General features: G+C 35.7%; 17 protein-coding genes. 7 read left to right on the top strand and 10 right to left on the bottom strand.

What is annotated here, in order from left to right:
- Positions 1-123: 123 nt before the first annotated feature.
- Positions 124-840 carry an OmpA family protein gene (locus IC221_RS01660; protein ID WP_188167309.1) on the top strand — a complete coding sequence of 239 codons (717 nt, stop codon included), beginning with the start codon at positions 124-126 and terminating at the stop codon, positions 838-840.
- 106 nt (positions 841-946) lie between these two features.
- Here the strand turns inward: IC221_RS01660 and glgX are convergent, their stop codons facing one another.
- From glgX to IC221_RS01640, 4 genes are all read right to left on the bottom strand, one after another.
- On the bottom strand, positions 947-3025 hold the full coding sequence (gene glgX, locus IC221_RS01655; protein WP_188167308.1) for a glycogen debranching protein GlgX: 2079 nt from the start codon (positions 3023-3025) through the stop codon (positions 947-949).
- Between the two features lie 251 nt (positions 3026-3276).
- Positions 3277-4596: a UDP-N-acetylglucosamine 1-carboxyvinyltransferase gene (gene murA, locus IC221_RS01650; protein WP_188167307.1), complete on the bottom strand. Its 1320-nt coding sequence runs from the start codon at positions 4594-4596 to the stop codon at positions 3277-3279.
- Between the two features lie 151 nt (positions 4597-4747).
- On the bottom strand, positions 4748-5380 hold the full coding sequence (locus IC221_RS01645) for a peroxiredoxin family protein (RefSeq protein ID WP_188167306.1): 633 nt from the start codon (positions 5378-5380) through the stop codon (positions 4748-4750).
- Positions 5381-5604: 224 nt separating this feature from the next.
- Positions 5605-6813 (bottom strand): isochorismate synthase, encoded by a 1209-nt coding sequence (locus tag IC221_RS01640; protein ID WP_223241262.1) that lies wholly within the window; start codon positions 6811-6813, stop codon positions 5605-5607.
- Positions 6814-7107: 294 nt separating this feature from the next.
- On the opposite strand from IC221_RS01640, the gene IC221_RS01635 reads away from it, so the two are divergent.
- The 5 genes from IC221_RS01635 (at position 7108) to IC221_RS01615 (ending at position 13894) form a co-directional block, all read left to right on the top strand.
- Positions 7108-9057 carry a DUF885 family protein gene (locus tag IC221_RS01635; protein WP_188167305.1) on the top strand — a complete coding sequence of 650 codons (1950 nt, stop codon included), beginning with the start codon at positions 7108-7110 and terminating at the stop codon, positions 9055-9057.
- A 91-nt stretch (positions 9058-9148) separates the two neighbouring features.
- Positions 9149-9904, top strand: coding sequence for an alpha/beta fold hydrolase (locus IC221_RS01630; RefSeq protein WP_044207720.1), 756 nt, complete (start codon positions 9149-9151; stop codon positions 9902-9904).
- Positions 9905-10071: 167 nt separating this feature from the next.
- On the top strand, positions 10072-10743 hold the full coding sequence (locus tag IC221_RS01625; RefSeq protein ID WP_188167304.1) for a CBS domain-containing protein: 672 nt from the start codon (positions 10072-10074) through the stop codon (positions 10741-10743).
- A 2-nt stretch (positions 10744-10745) separates the two neighbouring features.
- On the top strand, positions 10746-11633 hold the full coding sequence (locus IC221_RS01620; protein ID WP_044207725.1) for an NAD kinase: 888 nt from the start codon (positions 10746-10748) through the stop codon (positions 11631-11633).
- 119 nt (positions 11634-11752) lie between these two features.
- Entirely contained in the window at positions 11753-13894 is a 2142-nt protein-coding gene (locus IC221_RS01615; protein ID WP_188167303.1) for a M3 family metallopeptidase, read from the top strand.
- Positions 13895-14259: 365 nt separating this feature from the next.
- On the opposite strand, the gene recQ is transcribed toward IC221_RS01615, so the two are convergent.
- From recQ to miaA, 6 genes are all read right to left on the bottom strand, one after another.
- Positions 14260-16434 carry a DNA helicase RecQ gene (gene recQ / locus IC221_RS01610; protein WP_188167302.1) on the bottom strand — a complete coding sequence of 725 codons (2175 nt, stop codon included), beginning with the start codon at positions 16432-16434 and terminating at the stop codon, positions 14260-14262.
- A gap of 385 nt (positions 16435-16819) precedes the next feature.
- A complete protein-coding gene (locus IC221_RS01605; RefSeq protein ID WP_062615765.1) occupies positions 16820-17872 on the bottom strand; it encodes a response regulator in 1053 nt (350 codons plus the stop codon).
- A complete protein-coding gene (locus tag IC221_RS01600) occupies positions 17844-19532 on the bottom strand; it encodes an ATP-binding protein (protein ID WP_188167301.1) in 1689 nt (562 codons plus the stop codon). The genes IC221_RS01605 and IC221_RS01600 overlap by 29 nt, the downstream gene beginning before the upstream one ends.
- 15 nt (positions 19533-19547) lie before the next feature.
- Positions 19548-19991 (bottom strand): response regulator, encoded by a 444-nt coding sequence (locus IC221_RS01595; protein ID WP_188167300.1) that lies wholly within the window; start codon positions 19989-19991, stop codon positions 19548-19550.
- 51 nt (positions 19992-20042) lie between these two features.
- The gene (locus IC221_RS01590; RefSeq protein WP_188167299.1) at positions 20043-21533 is read right to left on the bottom strand and encodes a PAS domain S-box protein; all 1491 of its coding nucleotides are present in this window, start codon (positions 21531-21533) and stop codon (positions 20043-20045) included.
- Between the two features lie 3 nt (positions 21534-21536).
- Positions 21537-22445 (bottom strand): tRNA (adenosine(37)-N6)-dimethylallyltransferase MiaA, encoded by a 909-nt coding sequence (gene miaA / locus IC221_RS01585; protein WP_367397745.1) that lies wholly within the window; start codon positions 22443-22445, stop codon positions 21537-21539.
- Positions 22446-22596: 151 nt separating this feature from the next.
- Here miaA and IC221_RS01580 point away from each other — a divergent pair, with 151 nt between their 5' ends.
- Positions 22597-23202: a thymidine kinase gene (locus IC221_RS01580; protein ID WP_188167403.1), complete on the top strand. Its 606-nt coding sequence runs from the start codon at positions 22597-22599 to the stop codon at positions 23200-23202.
- Positions 23203-23227 lie beyond the last annotated feature (25 nt).

The raw sequence follows: 23227 nt of genomic DNA, 5'->3' as shown, positions 1-23227 counted from the left end.
TTTGAGTAAGATTATTTTGAAGTTTAAACAACTTATTCTATTAACGAGCGTTAATAATTTGTATATTTGTTTTTAGAACTTCTAGATAATCAATATCTCTTGTGTGTTGATAAACTTACTGTTATGCGAATTACCAATCGTTTTTTATACCCACTCATCACTCTTTTCATTTGTTGTTTCGCTATTGTCTCAAACGCATCCGTAAAAGAGTATACCCTAAAAGGGCTCTACCTCGACAGTAGTACTGGTTTAACTGTTGAAGGTGTAAAAGTATGCGTAATGAATACCAAAAGTGGTGCCAAGACAACTATTTATACAGATCAAGAAGGAAAATTTGTTTTGACGTTAAATGGGGAATCAGACTTTATTGTTCATGGAACGAAAAAAAAATATTTTGATCAAAGAGTGCATCATTTTTCTACAATAGGGAAAGACGAAACTGAAGTGATAGATGTAACCTACAGAATCAATGCGGTACAGTTAAATGTGCCTTATGTGTTAAACACCATAGATTTTGAAATCAATAGTGCTTTTGAAATAAAAAATAAAGATCAGATTGATGCATTGGGTGAAATCCTTAAAGATTTTCCAAAAGTAACATTATACATTACCGTTCATTCTGATTCAAGAGGCTCTGATGAATTCAATATGGAAATGACAACTAAAAGAGCAGAGTACATTCGAGAGCTATTAATGGCAAAAGGATTGTCTTCTAACAGATTGGTAGCAAAGGGAGCAGGGGAGTCACAATTAGTCAATGAATGTGGCAATGGTATAAAGTGTTCAAATCAAAAACATCTGCAAAACAGGAGGATAGAATTTTTGTTAGTGCGAGAGTAAAACTGATTTAAGAAAATAGCATAATAGAAAAAGCCAACTTGTGAATTATAATCGCAAGTTGGCTTTTTTGTTCACTCATTATTTTAATGAAGCATTTTATCCTTGACTAGAAAGATTGTAATACTACAATTGACCTTGGCGCTAAAGTATAATGACCAGGCACAATCAATACCGCATCATCAAAATTAACAATGTCTTGAGGGGAAGGTAAACCAGTATCAATCATACGCTTCCATTGTGTCTTTGTATTATTGATAGTAGGTTCTGGGATCTCGAAACTTAGAGCTTCCCAATAAGTATTTACCATAATGTATAGTTGTTCACCTGTATTTGGAGACGTCAACATATAGCCAATAGCATGTGAATTACCTTTCCAATCTGGGTAGTCAAATTCTACACCATGCCATGAAATAATAGGCCTTCTTGCTCTTGCTTTAGAACTCCAGAATCGCTCTGTTTGGAAAACACCGTGCTTAAGGTTGAATTGGATTAACTCTTTTACGAAGCGCAATGATTCGGCATTATTCTGAGGATCGTTCCAATTGAACCAACTTAAACCGTTATCCTGACAGTAGGCGTTATTGTTGCCATTTTGAGTTTTTCTGACCTCATCACCCATCAAAATCATAGGTGTACCTTGTGAAAGAAGAAGTAGCGTAAAGAAGTTTTTTATTTGACGTTCCCTCAAATTATTGATTTGCGGAAGGTCTGTTAATCCCTCTTCTCCATGGTTCCAACTGAAGTTATCATTACTACCGTCATTATTGTTCTCGCCATTGTCAAGGTTATGCTTTTGGTTATAAGACACCAAATCATTCATTGTAAACCCATCGTGACAAGTAATGAAGTTGATACTTCGGTTAGGATCTCTTTGTTCTTGATCTTGGAAAATATGGTGAGAGCCTTCCACACAACCTGCAAAAGGACCAATTTGATCCATATCACCTTTTACAAACCTTCTCAATACATCTCTGTATACACCATTCCATTCGCTCCAACGGTCACCTACAAAAGAACCTACCTGATATAAACCTGCTGCATCCCATGCTTCAGCAATCATTTTAGTTCCTGCTAGAATAGGGTCCGATTCAATTTCCCATAAAATAGGAGGGTTTTCTAACGGTCTACCTTCTTCATCTCTTGAGAGAACGGAAGCTAAGTCAAAACGGAAACCATCAACATGCATTTCCGAAACCCAATATCTTAAAGAGTCCATGATCATTCTTCTAACCACAGAATGATTGGCGTTGAAAGAGTTGCCACATCCTGAAAAATCAAGGAACTCGTAGTTGTTATTTTTGTCTGTAATATAATAAGTTGTAGCGTCCAACCCTTTAAAGTTGATGGTTGGCCCTGCTTTAGGCCCTACTTCGGTAGTGTGATTGTATACTACGTCAAGAATCACTTCAATACCTGCCTTGTGTAACGCTTTCACCATGTCTTTGAACTCTCTTACAGGGCTAGTAGGGTCGTTTTGATCCATAGCATAAGCGGAGTGAGGTGCAAAGAAATTGACAGGGCTATAACCCCAATAGTTGATTCTATCTTTTGGTGCATCATGAGGGTCAAACTGATAGATCGGTAGAAGTTCCACGGCAGTGATACCTAACTCCTGCAGATAAGGGATTTTTTCAATCAGCCCTTTGTATGTACCTCTCATTTCATCCGAAAGACCTGAAGATGGATCTTTAGTAAATCCAGCCACATGCATTTCATAGATAATAGTTTTAGAATAAGGTCTAGATAATGGTTTATCATCTTCCCAATCATACTGACTATCATCAATCACAATACTTTTTAAAGCGTGAAGGCAGTTGTCACCAGGTCTAATAGCAGCTTTTCTTGAATACTTATCATTCATGCATACCGCTTTTGCATAAGGGTCTACTAATACCTTGCTACCATCGTACCATTGTCCTTTTTCTGGAAGGAAATCCCCAAATGCTCTATAACCATATACTTGACCATGACCAATACCTTCGACAAATACATGCCAATAGTAGAAAGTTTTGTTGGTTTCAGGATTTAAACGTATTACATGATAGGGCCTAGGGCTGTCCTTGTCTGCAAAAAGCAGTAGTTCGATTGCAGTAGCACCTTTAGAGTAAATACAAAAATTAGTACCTTTTTTCTTGACAGTAGCTCCAAGAGGATAACTGTTTCCTTTAGAATACTTCACACTCATCGCTATTCTTAATATTATATTTGGCCTTGAAGTTAATCAAATTTTTTGGAGCATTTTTGGAATATATATTTTAGAAGTGAAATTTTTCCAATTTAGGTTATGAGGAAATTAATTTCAGAGAAAATAGTGGTTCTGTAGCTGATGAAATCAATAAACTCACGTATTGAAAGGGTAAGTTGAGTTTTATAAAAAAAGGGATAAAGAAACATTATATTTCCTTATCCCTCAGGTCTATTTCTATAAAAAGAGAACTATCTTCTTTCGATATGAGCACCGATTTTTCTTAAACGCTCATCAATAAATTGATATCCTCTGTCAATTTGATCAATATTAGAAATTACACTTGTTCCTTCAGCAGAAAGAGCGGCAATCAATAAGGCTTGACCTGCTCTGATATCAGGAGAAGTCATTTTAATTCCTCTTAGTTTTGATTGACGATTCAAACCAATCACTGTGGCTCTATGTGGATCATTCAAAATGATTTGAGCTCCCATATCAATCAGCTTATCCACAAAGAATAAACGACTTTCAAACATTTTTTGGTGTACTAAAACAGTCCCTTTTGCTTGAATGGCAGTCACTAAAACAATACTCAATAGATCGGGTGTAAATAATGGCCAAGGACCATCTGCTACAGTTAAGATTGAGCCATCAATAAAACGATCTAATTGATAATGCTCTTGAGCAGGAATATAAATATCATCTCCTCTGAATTCCATCTGAATACCCAAGCGTTGGAATACCGTAGGAATTTGTCCTAGCTCATCAATACGACAATTTTTAATTGTCAACTCAGATTGTGTCATGGCAGCCATACCGATAAAACTACCAATTTCAATCATATCAGGAAGCATTGTGTGAGTAGTACCTCCTAATTTTTCAACACCTTCAATTGTCAATAAGTTAGAACCATAACCGCTGATATTGGCCCCCATACGGTTAAGCATCTTACAAAGTTGTTGGATATAAGGTTCACATGCTGCGTTGTAAAGCGTCGTTTTACCTTTTGCCATTACAGCACCCATAATGATATTGGCCGTACCTGTTACTGAAGGTTCATCCAATAAGATATAAGTACCTTCTAAGTGAGTCGCATCAATTTCGAAGAAACCATCTTGAGTATAGTTGAACTTGGCGCCTAACTTTTTGAATCCTAAAAAGTGAGTATCCAAACGACGGCGACCAATTTTATCTCCACCCGGCTTTGGAATTTTACCTTTTCCAAAACGGGCTAAAAGTGGTCCCAATACCATGATTGAACCTCTTAGTTTAGAAGCTTTTTCAGAATATTCTTTAGTTTGAAGGTGTTCAATATTGATGTCTCTTGCTTCAAATTCATAAGAACCTTCTCCTAATTTTTCTACTCTAACGCCCAGGTCAGCTAAGATGTCAATCAGTTTCATGACATCAATAATGTTTGGGATATTGTGAATAGTTACTTTATCTTCCGTTAGCAATACGGCACATAAAATCTGTAAAGCTTCATTTTTAGCTCCTTGAGGAATAATCTCACCACTTAATTGGTGGCCTCCTTCTACAATAAATTCTCCAGCTCCTATTGATGCAGACATACTCTTATAATTTATATTTTGTACTTAACCTGTTGGTAAGTAGATTTTTAGTCTTTGATAAAAAAGGGTGACTTATTAAAAATAAAACGAGTTACCTTATAAATAAAAGTAACTCGCTTCAATATTACGCAATTCAATATAAAAATTCTATTTATTCTTGATTCAATGCGTTAATAATTGCCGTAGGACTCATTCTATTAGAATATCGAGGGTCGTATTGCATTGCTATAATTTTTTGATCTTGCCCCACAATGTAGGTTGCCGGTACAGGAAGAGACGCCTGTTTGATGGCATTGTTGGCTGCAATATCAGTAAACATAAACGTCTTAATTTTCTTCTGATATTTTTCAGTGACTTGGAATGTCACCTTATAGCTATTCATGATGTCTAATTCTTGGTCTGTGATCATAGGAAAAGTGAATCCTTTCTTTTTGGCAAAAGCATCTAAGCTTTCTTTTTCTTCAGGACTGACCATAATAATTTGTGCACCTGTTGCAGTAATATAGTCTAATGAATCTCTGATACTTTTAAGATGCTTATAACAAGATGGACACCAACTTCCTCTAAAAAAGTTGATCACTACAGGACCTTCCTTAACCATTTCTGATAATTTTCTTTTTTTGCCATCTTGATCCACACCTTCAAAATCAGGTGCAAAATCACCTACTTTTAATCCAGGTTGTAAAGTTTCTACTTCAATGCCGTATTTTTTGTAAATATCTTTTTCTTGTCCAAGAACAAAAGTGCTTATGCTAAGCAATAGTGATAAGATGATGTATTTCATAGATTTAAAATATAAGGTGCATTAGTCTGTAATATCGAATACTAAGGCTAAAAAGTGATTAATTTGGTAATTAGTCTCTTTAAAACTTAGATCCTTACACATTATTGTATTTTAAAGACAATTAGGAAGAGGGGTGTTGACACAAGCAACTTAGAGACAATAAGAAAGCCCCATCAAAAAACTTGATAGGGCTTGAAATATCATTGATGACAATTGAGCACAATTTAACCATTCAAATGCTTCAACATCGTATCCATTTTTATCTCGGTTTCTTTCCATTCCTTTTCAGGATCAGAGTCACATGTAATGCCTGCTCCAGCGTAAAGTAGGGCATGGTCTTCAAACAGTTGTAGACATCTCAGATTTACAAACAGATGGTCTCTGTTTTGAATTCCCACTGGCCCGATGTACCCACTGTATAAAGATCGGTTGTATTTTTCATTTTCCAAAATGAACTGAGTGGCAATTTCTTTAGGCATACCACATACCGCAGAAGTAGGGTGAAGTAATTTGAGCATTACAGTACCTAACTGAGGGAAATTGGTCGCTTTAGTATCTACTTTGAAATCAGTTTTGAGGTGAAGGAGGTGAGCCGCCGCAACTGTTCTAGGGCCTTTCTCTTCAAATTCTCTTAATCTGATTTTCTTGAAGCAATTTATGATATATCTGCTAACCAAGGCTTGCTCTTCAATTTCTTTACTTTTCCAAGAAGCATCTTTAGGTAACATACCATTACTCGCTTGAGTACCGGCTAATGCCACCGTTTTGAATATTCCATTTTCATCCATGCTTATAAGCGTTTCTGGAGAAGCACCCATCCAAAGTCCTACATTAGGAAGGTAGCACATTGAAACAAACGCATTAGGATACTCTTCGCAAAGGCGATGGAAAAACTCAATAGGAGAAAAGTCTTCTTTTAAAGGAGCTTCTTTCGTCCTGGATAAAACAACTTTCAAGAATTCATCATTGTTCATCGCATCAACGCTTTCTTGAACAATGGAGGTGAAATGCTCTTTAGAAGTTGGAGGGAAATGTGTTTTGAGCATTTGTTTTTTCCAACGATTTTTATGCTCTTTATAATCAAAACGGCTGAGGGTACTCTCAATCTTCAGTTTCGTTTCAAAGTCATAATCGTTAGAAAACTCAATTTGAGCTAAATCAGAATTATAGTAAATATCTGCGGGAATAAGATAGGCTTTGTCTTCTTTGTCTTGGAATGGTCTAGCAAGAAAACCTTTCGGTAATTCTTCTAAATCGACTTCAACCCTCAATGCTTCTTTTTGTAAAGAAACCACTATTTGTTGAGAAGCCTCTTGAGGCATTTTCCAAGCAGCAAAAGGTTGTCCACTATCCAACGCTGTCCCAAGCACCTCATCAAAATGAAGAGGAGCATTATTCACTTTCGTAATCTTCTGATCCACTCTTTTTTCCAAATCTGTTCTTTTCTTTTACGGTTAAGTATGGAGGTAAAAGTATGTGAAACTTGAGTGAATGAATCACGGTTCACATTCAAACTTTCGCCCTAGTACTTCAATGAATAACTAAAAAATGAAGGATATAGTTATAATCATTTAGTATTTATTAGCCTAGTATTTGCAAATGTATTAGAATTAGGTCGATTTTTGCCTATGGCAAGAGAATAAACTTGTTAAAAAAAGGTAGTTCATGGCTTCAATTTTGTTAGGATAACCTTTTGGATCAAATACAAAATACTGCACTTCACTACAATGAACAATTATAAACTCAATAAGGCTTACAGGAAGTATTACCTCACAAAGGTAAAAAAGCATTTCCTTATGAAATGGGCAGGGTACCTTAAGGTACTTGTGATTATTGGGGTTTTGTCAGTGGTAGCAGATAGGGTAAATGTTTGGTATTTTAAACCCTCCAAATTATACACTCTTTTGGATCGTTTCTTTTATGATTATGCCAAAGAACATCCTGAAGTACTGACCCGAACAAAAGCTTTTAAGTGGCCTTATATTACGAATGAATCCGAAAGTCGACTGAATGATGTGTCTACTTTTCAGGTGGAATATGATTCATTGTATGTTCAGAAAGAATATGAGTTTTTAGATCGCTATGATCTGAAAAATATGACAAAGGAAGAGCGTTTGTCTGCTCAAACATTTCGTTATTTGATAGAACAAGAGATACTAGAGAAATTACTTTTTAAAAACACAAAATACCCTATTGATCATATCTCTGGTATACAAGTACAACTTCCCCTTTTGATGTTGAATTGTCATACGATAAAAGATATAAGTGATGCTAAAAATTATATAAGCAGGCTTATTGATGCTCAAGATAAAATAGCAGAATTAATAGCAGGTAACCGACTTAATCCAGCTGAAGAGTACGCTGAGATTACCACCAAAAATATCCTTTATAGAAGACAAGGTGAGACGTTAGAAGAGTGTATACATCATTTTCATATCAATGAAGATTTGACAATACCTCCCAAAAGCGTCTTAAAAAGGGTGAGAGAGCAGTTACAAGTCTTTTTGGAGCAAGGGGTTGAAGAAAATATCTTTTTTAAAGATTTCATGACCAAGCTGGATCAGGTGCACAATGAAGAGTTGATTAATAACCGCTCAGAGTTAAGGTATGAAATTAAAAAAGCGATTGAAGGTGCTGTAATCCCTTCATTCGATGCATTATACAGGACTGTAGCTGAATTGGAAATGCAAGCTCCTGAAGAAATTACAACACTACAATACCCTCTTGGGGAAATGTATTATCAGCATAGTCTAAGGAAGAGATTAGGGATGAATGATGCTCATTTAGATTTCAAATATCGACCCAAAAATTTATACTTCTTAGGCAAAAATCTGCTGCATAAGGAAACAGCTAGATTACATCAAATGTTGGTGCAAATGGGGGCTAAGGACGGAACATTGAGGGAAAAATTCGATTCATTATTTAGAGAACAGCATTTCATCACACCTTTTCAATATAGAACGCAATTTGAAGACACATTTCTTCAGACATCCACTTTATTTGCTACTCAAGAAAAAGTAGAGTTCACGAGGTTGCCATCTGCCGTCACAACCACTTTTTATGAGCCTTTTTATTACGAAGGAAGCTATGATAAAAGTAGGCTCGGTAAAGTTTACTTTTCAGATTCAGTGAGTTTCTATGATAAGTTAGTACTAAAACCAACAGCAATTAGTCTATCGGCTTTAAATCAATGGAGTAGCTTTAAGGTGACCAATCAAAACCTACCTTTTTTTAGAAGAGGATTGACTTTTCGTTATATCGAAGAATTTTGGAAAAATGTCTATCTGAACCATTATTATACCAATGCTTCTTTGGAAGAAAAGCTACAGTACCAACTATGGAAAGTACATAATTTAGTATTCATGGTTTGTGACCTAGGAATACATCATTATTTATGGACTAAAAAGGAGGCAGTAGAGTATGTTATTGAAAAATCAATATTAACAGAAGATGAAGCGGAGAATATTGTTGACTTATCATCCTCTTCAATAGGTGAAGGAGTTGCAAGAGGTTTTGGAATGCATCTTTTTGAAAGTTATCTTGTAAAAAAAGGAGAGCAGTTTGGTAGTCAAGATGTTATAGATGAGTTAAAACCGCTCTTTTTAGAAGGTGCAGTTTCATTTTCAGAATTTGATAAATTAATATTTGCAAATAAATCTGAAAATAAGATGAAGTAATTTTTAAACATGCATTTTATATGCATAAAGGTCAAATTTAATCTTATCTTTGCACGTATTTTCGAAATAACGATTACAGTTAAGTACAAATATGAGTCTTACAATTAAAGAAAAGCACGGGTTTAGTTATATAGATGAAGGAGAGGGTGAAGTATTGATCCTGTTACATGGGCTTTTTGGAGCTTTGAGTAACTGGTCTGAGGTGTTGAGTTACTTCTCTGGACGTTACCGTGTGATCATTCCAATGCTTCCGATTTACAGTTCACCAAGAAATGAATCAAATTTAGAAGGATTGGTCGCTTATACTGAAAAGTTTGTAGAGGACTTTGGATTAACAAAGTTTTCTTTATTAGGAAATAGCTTAGGAGGTCACGTTTCTTTGTTATTTACTTTAGCAAACCCAGATAAGGTAGAGAAACTAATTCTTACGGGTAGTTCGGGACTTTATGAGTCTGGTATGGGCTTATCTTACCCTAAAAGAGGTAGTTATGAATTTATTAAGGATAGAGTTGGTTATACTTTCTATGATCCTGAAGTAGCAACAAAAGAACTTGTTGACGAGGTATTTGAAGTGACTTCTGACAGTGCAAAGTGTTTGAGAATTGTTTATTATGCAAGATCAGCACAGAAGCACAACCTTAGAGACGAGTTAAATGATATCAAATGTCCTACATTGTTGATTTGGGGATTGAATGATACAATTACACCTCCATCAGCAGGACACGAATTCAACAGACGAATTCCAAACTCTGAATTGCATTTTATTGATAAGTGTTGTCATGTTCCAATGATGGAACATCCAAATAGATTCAACATGTTAGTGGATGATTTCTTGAGAAATAACTAACAATAATGTAGTTTAGAGAAACCTTCAAATAATTTCTCTAAATTTACAAAGGGAATTTAGAATAGTGTTGATAACTATTCTCAGATTGGGAGGTGAAAATTGGTGAAAATCAATGGTTTATCTCCCATTTTGTTTATAATTATCGTTAGAATCAAAAAAACGATGGTATGCAGATAGCAAAACAGTTAATTTCACAAACATTACCCAGTATTGATCCAGATACAACGCTAGAATGTGTGTTTACTTATTTTGAGGAAAACAATATTCAATCTCTTCCTGTAGTGAAGGATGAAAAGTACCTGGGATTAGTGGTAGAAAGTGACTTTTTTGACCTTAACATAAATGAGGGCGTAAAGTCCGTGAAGCTACCATTGTCTTATGAGGAAGCATCTGTACTGCCGGCTACCCATCTCTATGATGTATTAAGAGTAGTAGACGAGTTTGATATTGAAATTGTACCCGTGGTAGACAAAGAAGGGAAATACCATGGTTCGATTGTCGTAGAGGAGATGATGAACGAGTTGGCAAGAATGCATGCTGATCAGATATTAGGAAATATCGTGGCTTTGCGTATTGAAGCCATTCATTATTCATTGGAGGATTTGAGCCGATGGGTCGAATCGAATAACGTAAAAATCTTAAGTGCATTTGTAGAATCTGATCCTGATGATCCCCAAATGGTCATCGTTACTTTAAAATTAAATAAAGTAGAAGTGGATGCTGTAATTGCTACTTTTGAACGTTTTAATCTGAATGTGATCTATTCTTCAACATTTACTGAAGGAAAAGATGACAGCAAAGACAGATTGGATAATCTATTAAGGTATTTAGAACTTTAAAAATGATAATTGCATTACATAGCCGTAAGCTAGAAACTGAACGCAGCAAATTTATTATTGATTCCATAAAGTATATTATTGATAAAGTAGAAGTGGAATTAGTGATTTCTGATGCCTTAGCTCCTTATTTGGAGAAAATAGAACCAGAATTATCTCGTGGATTAAAAGTTTTTAGTAACACCGAATCACTAAGAGGGGTAGACTTTATGATTTCTATTGGTGGAGACGGTACACTACTTCAGGCTTTGACTTATGTGCAAGAGCTTGAAATCCCAATTGTGGGAGTAAATGCAGGTCGACTAGGGTTCCTGGCTTCTATTCAAAGAGAAAATTTTCAAACTACTATAGATGCTTTAATCAATGGTTATTATTCCATTGAGGAAAGAACAATGCTTGCATTGGTCAGTGATAGAGAGGACCTTTTTGGAGGGATCAAGTTTGGGCTTAACGAATTCACGATCTTGAAGAGAGATACTTCTTCTATGATTGTAGTTCATACTTATTTAAACGGAGAGTACTTAAACTCTTATTGGGCTGATGGTCTGATTGTATCTACTCCATCTGGCTCAACAGGATATTCATTGAGTGTAGGTGGACCGGTGGTAATCCCAGGTTCGGAAAACTTTATTATTTCACCTGTCTGTCCTCATAACCTCAATGTAAGACCACTAATTGTATCAGACAGTAGTATCATTTCTTTTGAAATTGAGGGGCGAAGTAAAAACTTCTTAGTATCTCTTGATTCAAGATCTGAAGCCGTAGATGCAACCATTCAATTAGCCGTGAAAAAATGTCCATTTAAAGCCAAATTAGTGAAAATCGGCGGACAAGATAACTTTTTAGATACCCTAAGAAAGAAATTAAACTGGGGTTTGGATAATCGAAACTAAAGATGTTTTTTAAGCTTGAAATGGGAAACAGAGTAAAGCAGCATAAATCGTCTAAAACGAGTGTGTACTAATTTAAACCGGTACTCACATTACATACAACAACAATTCAATTTATCGAAATGAGACAACAATTTCAATCATTATTTGGAATAGGAGTGCTGATGTGCATCTTCTTTTCCTGCACATCGAAAAAACAAGAGGAAGTAAAGTTGACATCAGAAAATCCATTATTACAGGAGTGGCAAGGACCTTATGGTGGTGTTCCTGCTTTTGACAAAATGCAATTAAAAGATTTGCAAGCAGCCATTGAAGAAGGAATGGCTATGAAGCTAAAGGAAATTGACATCATCGCAAATAATTCTGCAGCACCAACCTTTGAGAATACAATTATTCCTTATGAAAAATCAGGTGCTCCTTTGGAAAGAGCTTTCACGTATTATGGTATTTGGAGAAGCAATGTTTCTTCACCGGAATTAAGAGAGATAGCAAAGAATTTGGCACCGAAGATTTCGGATTATTCTTCTAAAATAAAACAAAACGAAAAGCTTTTTCAGCGTATTAAAGCAGTTTACGAGGCCTCTCAAGAAAATCCTTTAGAGGAGGAAGCACAGAGAGTCGTAGATTTGATCTATACTGGTTTTGTAATGGATGGTGCAGACCTTGACCCAGCTAAAAAGAAGCAATATGCTGCAATTGATAAACAATTATCTTCATTGTACAACTCCTTTTCTAATAACGTATTGGCAGATGAGGAAAATTATGTTGTGTATTTGAAGAAGAATCAATTGAGTGGTCTTCCTGAGTCTTTTGTGAAATCAGCGGCAAAAACAGCTGAAGAAAAAGGTCATGCTGGAGAGTATGCTATCACAAACACAAGGTCTTCAATGGAGCCTTTCTTGATGTATTCTGATGAAAGAGATTTAAGAAAGCAAGTATGGACTAATTACATCAAAAGAGGTGATAATGGAGATGACCATGATAACAATAAAATCATTGCTGAAATTCTCCAATTGAGAGATGAAAGAGTTACCCTGTTAGGCTATGATAATTATGCTACATGGAGGTTGCAAAATAGAATGGCTAAAACGCCAGAAAATGCAATGAACCTCATGGAGAAAGTATGGGCAGCTTCTACTGCAAGAGTAAAAGAAGAAGTGGCTGATATGCAAAAAGTAGCAAATCAACGTGGTGATAAAATCACGATTGAACCTTGGGATTATCGCTATTATGCTGAAAAAGTACGTAAAGCAAAGTACGACTTAGATTCTGATGAAGTAAAACAATATCTTCAATTAGAAAAGCTTAGAGAAGCGATGTTCTTCGTGGCAGGTGAATTATTCAACTTTCAGTTCAAAGCTTTAGAAGAAGGGAAAATCCCTGTATTCCATAAAGACGTAAGAGTTTGGGAAGTATCAGATAAAACGTCTGGGGAAGTGATAGGTTTGTGGTACTTAGATCCATATGCTCGTAAAGGGAAACGTTCAGGTGCATGGGCGACAACTTACAGAAGCTTCACATCTTACCAAGGAAAGCAAATTGTATTGGCTTCTAACAACTCCAATTTTATTAAACCAGCACCGGGTGAGGTATCATTAGTTTCATGGAGTGATGCAGAGACGTTCTTCCACGAATTTGGTCATGCTCTACATTTCTTATCTGCTAACGTAAAATATCCAACATCAAACAGTGGTGTAAGAGATTATACAGAATTCCAATCGCAGTTATTAGAACGTTGGTTATCGACAGATAAGGTGATCAATGGTTTCTTAACACATCAAAAGACTGGAAAGCCAATGCCGAAAGAATTGGTAGAGAAAATTAAAGCTGCCGCATCTTTCAACCAAGGTTTCAATACAACTGAATACTTAGCTTCGGCCTTGATGGATATGAAATATCATACTGTAGATCCAACGGGAATTGATCCAGCTAAATTTGAAAAAGAGACATTGACCGCTTTAGGTATGCCAAAAGAAATTGTGATGCGTCACCGTTCTACACAATTCGGTCATGTATTTTCTGGTGAAGGGTACGCAGCTGCTTACTACGGATATATGTGGGCTGATGTATTGACTTCAGATGCTGCTGAGGTATTTGCGAATGCTCCAAAAGGTTTCTATGACAAAGAGGTGGCTGATAAGTTAGTGAAATACTTATTTGCTCCAAGAAATGCCATTGATCCAGCAAAAGCCTATAAATTATTTAGAGGCAGAGATGCTCATATTGAAGCACTCATGCGAGATAGAGGTTTTCCAACGAAATAATATTTTAGCAGTTATACAATTTCAAATGTAAGTACTAAGCCAAAAATATATCATAGTTAATTCTAATTTATTTTTTGTGAATACAACGCTAAAAAACGTATGAATAGTGGTTCTATTGAAAGTTTTTTGAAGGAAGTAATCGCAAAACAATAAATAGAATTAGTATTAAATAATTTTGTCTTGGTACTTATAACTGCTTATTGTATATCTAGCGTTAGGTAGGATAAACAATAAAAAGAAAGAGGGAAGAGAAAGTCTTAAATTTGAAACTTTCTCTTCCCTCTTATTTTAAGCAATTGTACAATTAAAATCCAAAACGTCCAATTTTAAATGTCTAACTGCTTATATATTCCTTATTGAAAGAATTACATTGCCACCTCAGACAAGAACTTCACTCTTACCAAGCGAATCTCATCCTCTCCGATATCTTCGTCTAATTCATCATAAGCATCGTCTAGCTCATCCGTTTCAGCACTCATGAAGTAGTCGTAGATTTCATCCAATCGTTCCTCATCCATAATTGTATCAATGTAGTAGTCGAGGTTCAATTTTGTGCCTGAATCCACAATATTTTCGATTTCATCTAACACATCATCAAATGAGATTTTTAAAGAATCGGCAATGTCCTCAATATCTTGCTTACGGTCGATTTGCTGAATGATTGCAATCTTTGCTTTCGACTTGTTGACAGTACTTTTGACCACTACATCTTTAGCCGTAGTAATTTCGTTCTGTTCCACATAGTCTTGAATAATATCTAGGAAAGGCTTTCCGAACTTTTTGGCTTTACCCGCACCAACCCCATTGATTTGCATCAATTCTTCATTAGTGACAGGGTAGGTAGTTGCCATTTCTTCCAAAGAAGGTTCTTGGAAGATGGCATAAGGAGGAATTCCTTTTTGATGAGCGATTTTCTTTCTTTTCGCTTTCAGAATATCAAAAAGTTCTTTATCAAAAGCATTGGTTACAACAGCCTCTTCATTTAATGCTTCCAATTCAGAAGGCCATTGATAATCTTGAGTGTAATCAATATCAAAAGGACGCTTCTTAAATTCTTCTCCTTTTTCTGTAACACGAATTATTGTGATTTGATCAACATCTTTGGCTAAAAATCCACTAATCATCGATTGGCGAATGATAGATTCCCAATGTTTGTTGTCAAACTCGCTTCCTTTACTAAAAGATTTGAGTTGTGTGTGATTGTAGCTTTCCACATAGTCCGTACGAGTGCCTGTAAGCACGTTACAGATGTGTTCAATACCAAAACGCTCTTCTGTTTCTTGAACGGCTTGTAGTGCCAGTAAAATTTGGTCTTTGGCGTTGAAAGAAGAGTGCTTTGCTTTACAGTTGTCGCAGTGACCACAATTCTCTTCAACATTCTCTCCAAAATAGTGAAGTAATTGTTTGGTTCTACAGACTGAGGAGTAAGCGTAATAGCTCATTTCCTGAAGAAGGATATGAACATTTTCTCTCTCTGTAATAGATTTATCTTTATGGAATTTTTCCAATTTTGAGATGTCTTCAGGACTGAAGAGCATCATACAGTACGATTCCAAACCATCTCTACCAGCTCTACCTGTTTCTTGGTAATAACCTTCTAATGATTTTGGAGCATCGTAGTGTACTACAAAACGGACATCAGGTTTGTCAATACCCATACCAAAAGCAATTGTGGCTACAATCACATCGCAATCTTCGTTCAAGAAGGCATCTTGATTGCCCATTCTCTGAGAAGATTCCATACCAGCGTGATAAGGGAGGGCGTTAATGCCATTGATTCTCAAAAACTCCGCTACTTCCTCTACCTTTTTACGGCTGAGGCAGTAGATAATTCCTGATTTGTTCTGATGTTTCCTAATGAACTTGATCAGCTGTACCTTTGGGTCTTTCTTGGGGTGAATCTCATAAAATAAGTTGTCCCTATGGAAAGAAGATAAGAAGATATTGGCATCTTCCATTCTAAGGTTTTTCTGAATATCAGCTCTTACTTTAGGAGTAGCCGTCGCAGTCAGAGCAATGATTGGCAAGTCGCCAATTTCTTCTATAATTTGTTTGATTCTTCTGTACTCAGGTCTAAAATCATGTCCCCACTCAGAAATACAGTGGGCTTCATCAATAGCGATGAAAGAAATATTAGACTGTTTAAGAAGTTCAATATTATCCGGTTTTGTTAATGATTCAGGAGCAACATAAAGCAGTTTCGTCTTTCCCTCCAGAGTCTCTTTCTTCACCCTATTTGATTCGCTTTTACTTAATGTTGAATTAAGAAAGCTAGCATTAATTCCTAAAGCCTGAAGTTGATCTACTTGGTTTTTCATTAATGCGATTAAAGGAGAAATCACAATTGTGGTTCCTTCTTTCATTACCGCGGGTAACTGATAACAAAGAGATTTTCCAGCACCAGTAGGCATAATTACAAAAGTATTTTTGCCATCTAAAATATGCTGTATAATCACTTCCTGGTTTCCACGGAACTGATTATAACCGAATACCTCCTTTAATTTATCTTTTAACGGTGATTGTACATTCGTACTTGCCATATGCTATTTCAAAATAAATTATCTATATAAGATGTATAAATAATTGGATGCTTTAAAAATTCTGTGTCTGTATAGATGAATACTAAAAGTATTGTAGCTTCAATCCTATTGTTTATATGAATATACAAAAACACTATTAGTTTTCATAGTAGTTATTCTTAACCAAATTATAATAGATGCTATTGTTATTTCAATATTCAAGCCCTCAACATTGAAGGTGAGAATATTATGATAATTCTGAATAAGATTACAAATAGAAAAAATCCAATAAAATATACTTCTGTTCCAACTTTAGTAATGTAATATTACAAAAAAAGCCTACATTTTTTCAATGTAGGCTTCCTAAATATTGGTTGAAATATCAATATTGGCTGTTAATCAGGGATTAATGACTTAATCTTTCTAATCTTGCCAAATTGATAATTGTGATATTCTTATCCTTGATCTCAATCAATTTTTCATCTTTAAAATCAGATAAAGTACGGATCAATGTTTCTTTTGCAGTACCTACGATCTTCGCCAAGTCATCTCTTGTGATCGACATTCTCTCGTTTGGTCCTTGTTGATAACGCTTGTCTAATTGTAGTAAAACCTCAGCCACACGTTGTCTCACCGAACCGTAAGCTAGTTTTAATAGCTTTTCTTCTTGTTCGATAACTTCTTTTGTAAGAAGCTTAATGAAAGCATGTGAAACGTCTCTGTTATTGTGGATTAATGAGAAGAAGTCTTCTTTAGGAATCATAGTGATCTCACATTCTTCCAGTACCATTGCACTTTCAGGGTAAGTGACATCTTTCAATAAAGCCACATAACCTAAAAACTCACCAGGACCGTGAATACCCGTGATGTATTCTTTACCGTCTTCGTTTGTTTTATAAGTTTTTACTTTACCGCTTACGATCTGTAAAAGTGCGTTTGGATGATCTCCTTCATAAAACAATACACTTTTCTTTTTGTAAGTACGTGATTTTCTATTTTCAGAAAGTTTATCCAAATTATTCATTCCTCTAGCATCGCTGATAAATGAATCAAACCCTTCAGGAGATTGCTCATAATGCTTACGAACAGTATCTGACTTTTTCAATCGGCTTTCAATAGCATCTAATAACTCAACATCATCAAATGGTTTAGCAATGTAGTCATCAGCACCGTGGCTCATTCCTTTTCTGAAATCTGTTTTTTCTGCTTTAGCTGTTAAGAAAATGAAAGGAATACTAGCAGTATTAGGGTCTTTAGATAAAGCAAACAATACACCATAACCATCTAATTCAGGCATCATAATATCACAAATAATCAAGTCGGGGCTTGATGTTCTTGCTTTTTCAACGCCTACCTTACCATTGTCAGCTGTAATTACTTCGTAATTTGATAATTCTAGAATTTCCGACGTGTTCTCACGCATTTCTAAATTATCCTCTATCAATAGTATTTTTTTCATTTGGAATAAACTTTTTCGGTATTTTAATTGAGAATGTTGTACCCACGTCTTCTTTACTCTCGAAGGAGATTGAGCCATTCAGCATTTCTATATATTTAGTCACGATATTGAGTCCAAGGCCAGTCCCTTGAATGTTGATTGCATTTTCAGCTCTAAAGAATCGATCAAATAGGTGAACTTGATCTTTCTCTGGAATTCCCATCCCTTCGTCTTTAATGCTCACACGTAGCTCATTGTCGTCTATGCATGAATCTACCCAAATCCTATCTCCAATACCAGAGTATTTGATGGCGTTTGATAGTAAATTTATAATAATATTTTTCAGAATCTGAGGGTCAGTTTTAAACTGAGAAATCCCATCATGATTAATAATAATTTTTTGTCCTTGTTTAGTAACAGAAGACATTTCATCGCACAAGTTTTCTATGTAAGAATCAACATCTATCGTAGATCGATGCACAAATGCCTTACCTTCCTCCAATTTACTAATAGAAAGGAAATCATTCAAGATTTGTGTAAGATTATTAACGCTTGATTTGATACGCTTGATGTGTTTCTCTTTTTTCTCCTCTTGTTCTGGTAAATTATAGCGGGAAATCAGTGAAACAGAAGACATTATTGTACTCAGAGGAGTTCTGAATTCATGAGAAGCCATAGACACAAATCTACTCTTCAGTTCATTCAATTGACGCTCTTTGTTTAACGATTTTCGTATCTCTTCTTCTGCTTTGGTTTGTTGTGTGATATTGAGCATCACCACAAGCACTTGTTTTGTTTGCTGTCTACTATTCTTGATCGGTACAATGATCGTAGAGTAGTTGAGATTTTTATATTTAAATTCAAAAATGACTTCTTCTCCCGTGTTGATAACCCCTTGGGCGAGTTTGAAACATTTTTGATATTCTTCTATTCTTGAAGGGTCGTTTTCTGATAAGAACTTAAAGAACTTAGCACCAACAATTCGATCGGCATCTAAATCCAAATCTTTAAAACCAGTACCATCAGCAAAAAGATAATTTAAGTTTTCATCTAATACTGAGATCAGCCCATATGGGAAATTATGAGCAATGATTTTATAAATAGCCTGACTCTTTACAAGTTCTTCTTCTGCTTTTTTACGTTCGAAGATCTGAAGCTCCAAATCTTCGTTAGAGCGTTGCAATGTTTTGATCGCATTGTCTAACTGACGAGTTCTATCTTGTACTCTTTGCTCTAGCTTTTCATTCAGCTCTTGAATGTGATTTAAATGCTTACTGTGCAGTATACTGTGACGAATAGCCCTTTCTAGCTGTTGAGGAGTAATTTGTCCTTTCACAAGGTAATCTGATGCACCAGCTACCATGGCTTGTTCATCGACTTTCACATCTCCTTGTCCTGTCAACAGTATAAATGGTTTAAAAGGGTGGTCTTTTAGACACTCAATGATAAGGTCTAATCCACTTTTAGCACCCAAAAGATAATCTACAATGTAGACGTCATGGTTTCCTTCACTAACGATTTCAACAGCATCGTCATAGTTAGAGACCCAATCAAGCTCATAGCTTCTGAAAGGTATATCATCCAATACATCTTCTGTAATGATATAATCATCTTCATCATCATCGATGAGAAGCACCTTCACTATTTGATTATGCGGATCAGTATGTTGTGAAAAAGGCATAAATTCTAAAAACTATTAATGAGGTAATCTTACCACTTGAAACCAATACTTGTTGAGTGATTCAACAACTTCAACCATGGATTCAAAAGTTACCGGCTTAGTAATAAACGAGCTGACCCCTAAGTTATAAGTTTTTATGACATCTTCTTCATCATTTGAAGTTGTTAATACAACTACAGGTATTTTTTTTAGGTGAACGTTATCTTTAATCTCTTTTAAGCACTCTCTACCGTCTTTTTTCGGCATATTCAAGTCCAATAGAATGAGATCTGGAGTAGGAAATTTTTTGTTATCGCTGAATTTTCCAGAGTTTTGTAAATAGTCCATTAGCTCTTCTCCATCTTCAACAAATTGAAGTTGAACGGAGAGGTTACTGGCTTCAAAGGCCTCTTCAAAAGCTTCTTCGGTTAGCATACGATCTTCTGGATCATCATCAGCGTAAAGAACGGTAGTTGTCATGAATACTCTATTATTAAGTGTAAAAAATCTGAAAGTTATAGATTTACTTTTTTATTCTTCTTCTAGGTCTGTCCTAAGTGTAAAGGTGAAAGTTGTTCCTTTACCAATCTGACTACTTGCAGTGATGTCACCGCCGTGACGTTGTGTAATTTTTTTACAAATAGCCAAACCGATACCAGAACCATTGTATTTTCTTCCTTCCAATCGTTGGAAAATTTGGAAGATACGTTCGCTGTACTTATCGTCAAAACCAATACCATTATCCGAAATGGAAATCTCTATTTCATTGGGTTTTGTTTCATCGAAGCTGGAATCAATTCTGATCTGAGGAACAGTGTCTTCGTTTCTAAATTTTATAGCATTCGAAATGAGATTTTGAAAAAGTTGTCTTAGCTGAGTTATATCTCCTTTGATTGTTGGAAGTTCTACAGTACGAATTACCGCTTCTGATTCATTAATTGCAATTTCAAGATCAGAAATAACATCTCTTAACACATCATTAAGGTTGATCTCCTCAAAAGGTTTCGCTTTAGAGGATATTCTTGAGAATCTTAATAAATCGGTAATCAGCTGTTGCATTCTTTCTGCAGAGTTCAACATCCTGTTGATATAGTCTTGTCCTTTTGGAGAGAGGTTTTCTTTTTCTTTTTTACTTAAGCGATCCCCAAATGCACGAATTTTTCTTAACGGTTCTTGTAAGTCATGTGAACTCACATAAGCAAAGTCTTCTAATTCTCTGTTTTTGAGAATCAACTCTTGCATATACTGCTTCACTTTCTGCTCGTTTTCAACACGCTCTGTTACATCTTCGGCAAAAATAATGATACCATTAATCTGATTTTCGCTGTTATACCAAGGGTGTGCTTCCCATTCTATCCAAATGTTACTAAGATCGATACGGTCAATGTAATCCATTTGAACACCAGACTTATCCCCTTTTAGTACCTTGTCAAATACCTCATACCATCTCTGCTGGAAATTAGGTAATGTTTCCTGGATCGTTTTTCCCTCTAAATTCACTGTTACCCCTAAGGTTTTCTTCCATCTGTTACTAGCAATGAGATAAGTTAAATCCTTATCGAGCATAGCAATAGCGGCAGGAGCATAGTCAGCATAGTACTCCAATAGTTGCTGTTGTTTTACCACTTGGAGCTCAACATTTTTCCTTTTCGTAATATCATTGACAAAAGCAGCTACGTGAAACTCATCCTCAATCATCATGTGACTGATACTTACTTCCACATAAAAGACCTCTTTACTCTTCTTTTGGGCAATAAACTCTTTTCCAAGTCCCATCGGTCTCACTTCAGGTTTTTCAAAGTAAGCGTTTCTTAATCCCTTGTGCATTTTTTTGATGGCATCAGGAAGTAACGTTTCCAAGTCTCGACCAATTAATTCACCTTCTTCGTAACCAAAAATGGTGCATCCCATTGGGTTCATTGCCACAATTTCGCCTTTCTTGTTACAAATAATAATTCCCTCAGAAGCGGCATAAAATAAAGGGGAAAGGAAGTTGTTTTGTTCTAATATTTTTGATGACATGACTTACAAGTTGAGGGAATGGATATATTTTATTACATCTTCTAATTGAGAAGGGTTGACCCAATGCGTGGATTCATCTCTTTTAAACCAACTCAATTGTTTTTTGGCGTATCTTCTACTATTTCTTTTGAGCAATTCAACGGTAGTATCCCAATCTTGCTTTCCGTCCCAAAAATCAAAAATTTCTTTATAACCTACCGTTTGCAGTGCATTTTTATCCTTGTGAGGAAAAAGGCTTTCAACTTCTTTCAAAAGACCATTATTGAGCATAATATCCATTCTTAAGTTGATTCTGTCATAAAGTTCCTGACGATCTCGATTTAATCCTATTTTTACAATTTTAAAAGGACGTTCAGCTTTATATTGACCGCGTTGATCAGAATATTTTTTACCCGTAATAGCGATCACTTCAAGTGCTCTGATCACTCTTTGATAGTTGGCTCTGTCTACTTGATGATAATAAACAGGATCTTTCTGTTCCAGCTCCTCTAGTAAAGGCTGTATGCCTTCTTCTTTATAACGAGCATTCAATGCTTCCCTTACTTTGGGATCACTTGTAGGCATGGGATCAATACCATTACAAATCGCATCGACATACATTCCAGACCCGCCAGAAAGAATGACATACTTATGTTTTTGAAACAGTTGTTCCAATAATTGTAGTGTATCTTTTTCGTAATGTCCAAAACTATATTCTTGTTCAATAGACAGGTGCCCTACAAAATGATGAGGAATTTCCTGCATTTCATCTTCGGTGGGGCGTGCAGTACCGATCTGCATTTCTTTAAAAAACTGACGGGAATCCGCATAGACAATTTCTGTGGATAATGCACGAGCTAACTCTACACAAAAATCGGTCTTACCAACAGCGGTAGGACCTACTACAACTACTAAAACTTTTTCTTTTTCCAATATCAAAATAATTTTTACAAAGATACAAAGTTAACCTCAAGTAGAAAACCAACTAAGGTCACCGGAAAAATTAAGATAGCAATTCTAAACAAAGTAGGGAAAGATGAAAACTATGACTTACCTTTACGGCCCTATTATTAAATTAAAGATCATGTTTGTAGAACCTAGATTTCAAGACCGTACCGAAAATAAACCTATTATCGGGTGGATAGAAGTAGTTTGTGGATCCATGTTCTCAGGTAAAACTGAAGAACTCATTCGTAGAGTAAACAGAGCTACTATTGCCAAACAAGTCGTTCATATTTTCAAGCCTGCTGTTGATACAAGATATCATGAGGAAAATGTAGTTTCACACAATGCAAACTCAATTATTTCTACTCCAGTGAAATCTGCTGAAGAAATCATACAATATGTTAGCGAAAAAGAAGTTATAGCTATTGACGAGGCTCAATTTTTTGATAATAAATTGGTGGATGTCTGTGTAGATTTAGCCAATGCCGGTCACCGTATTATTGTTTGTGGGTTGGATATGGATTTTCAGGGAAAACCTTTCGAACCAATGCCACAATTGATGGCAATTGCAGAATATGTAACAAAATTGCACGCTATTTGTGTAAAATGTGGTGAACCTGCGCTATATTCATACCGACTTACCGCTTCTGAAGAACAGGTACTTTTAGGTGAGACGGATTCTTATGAAGCGAGATGTCGAAAATGTTATCAAAAAGGCATGTCCTCTCGAAGTGCAAACTCTTGATTTGTAGAGATTCTTAAGTTATTTT

Source organism: Flammeovirga sp. EKP202, from assembly GCF_014534745.1.
Taxonomy (GTDB): domain Bacteria; phylum Bacteroidota; class Bacteroidia; order Cytophagales; family Flammeovirgaceae; genus Flammeovirga.
Note: the sequence above shows the minus strand (reverse complement) of the source record. Positions and strands in the feature narration are given on the sequence as shown.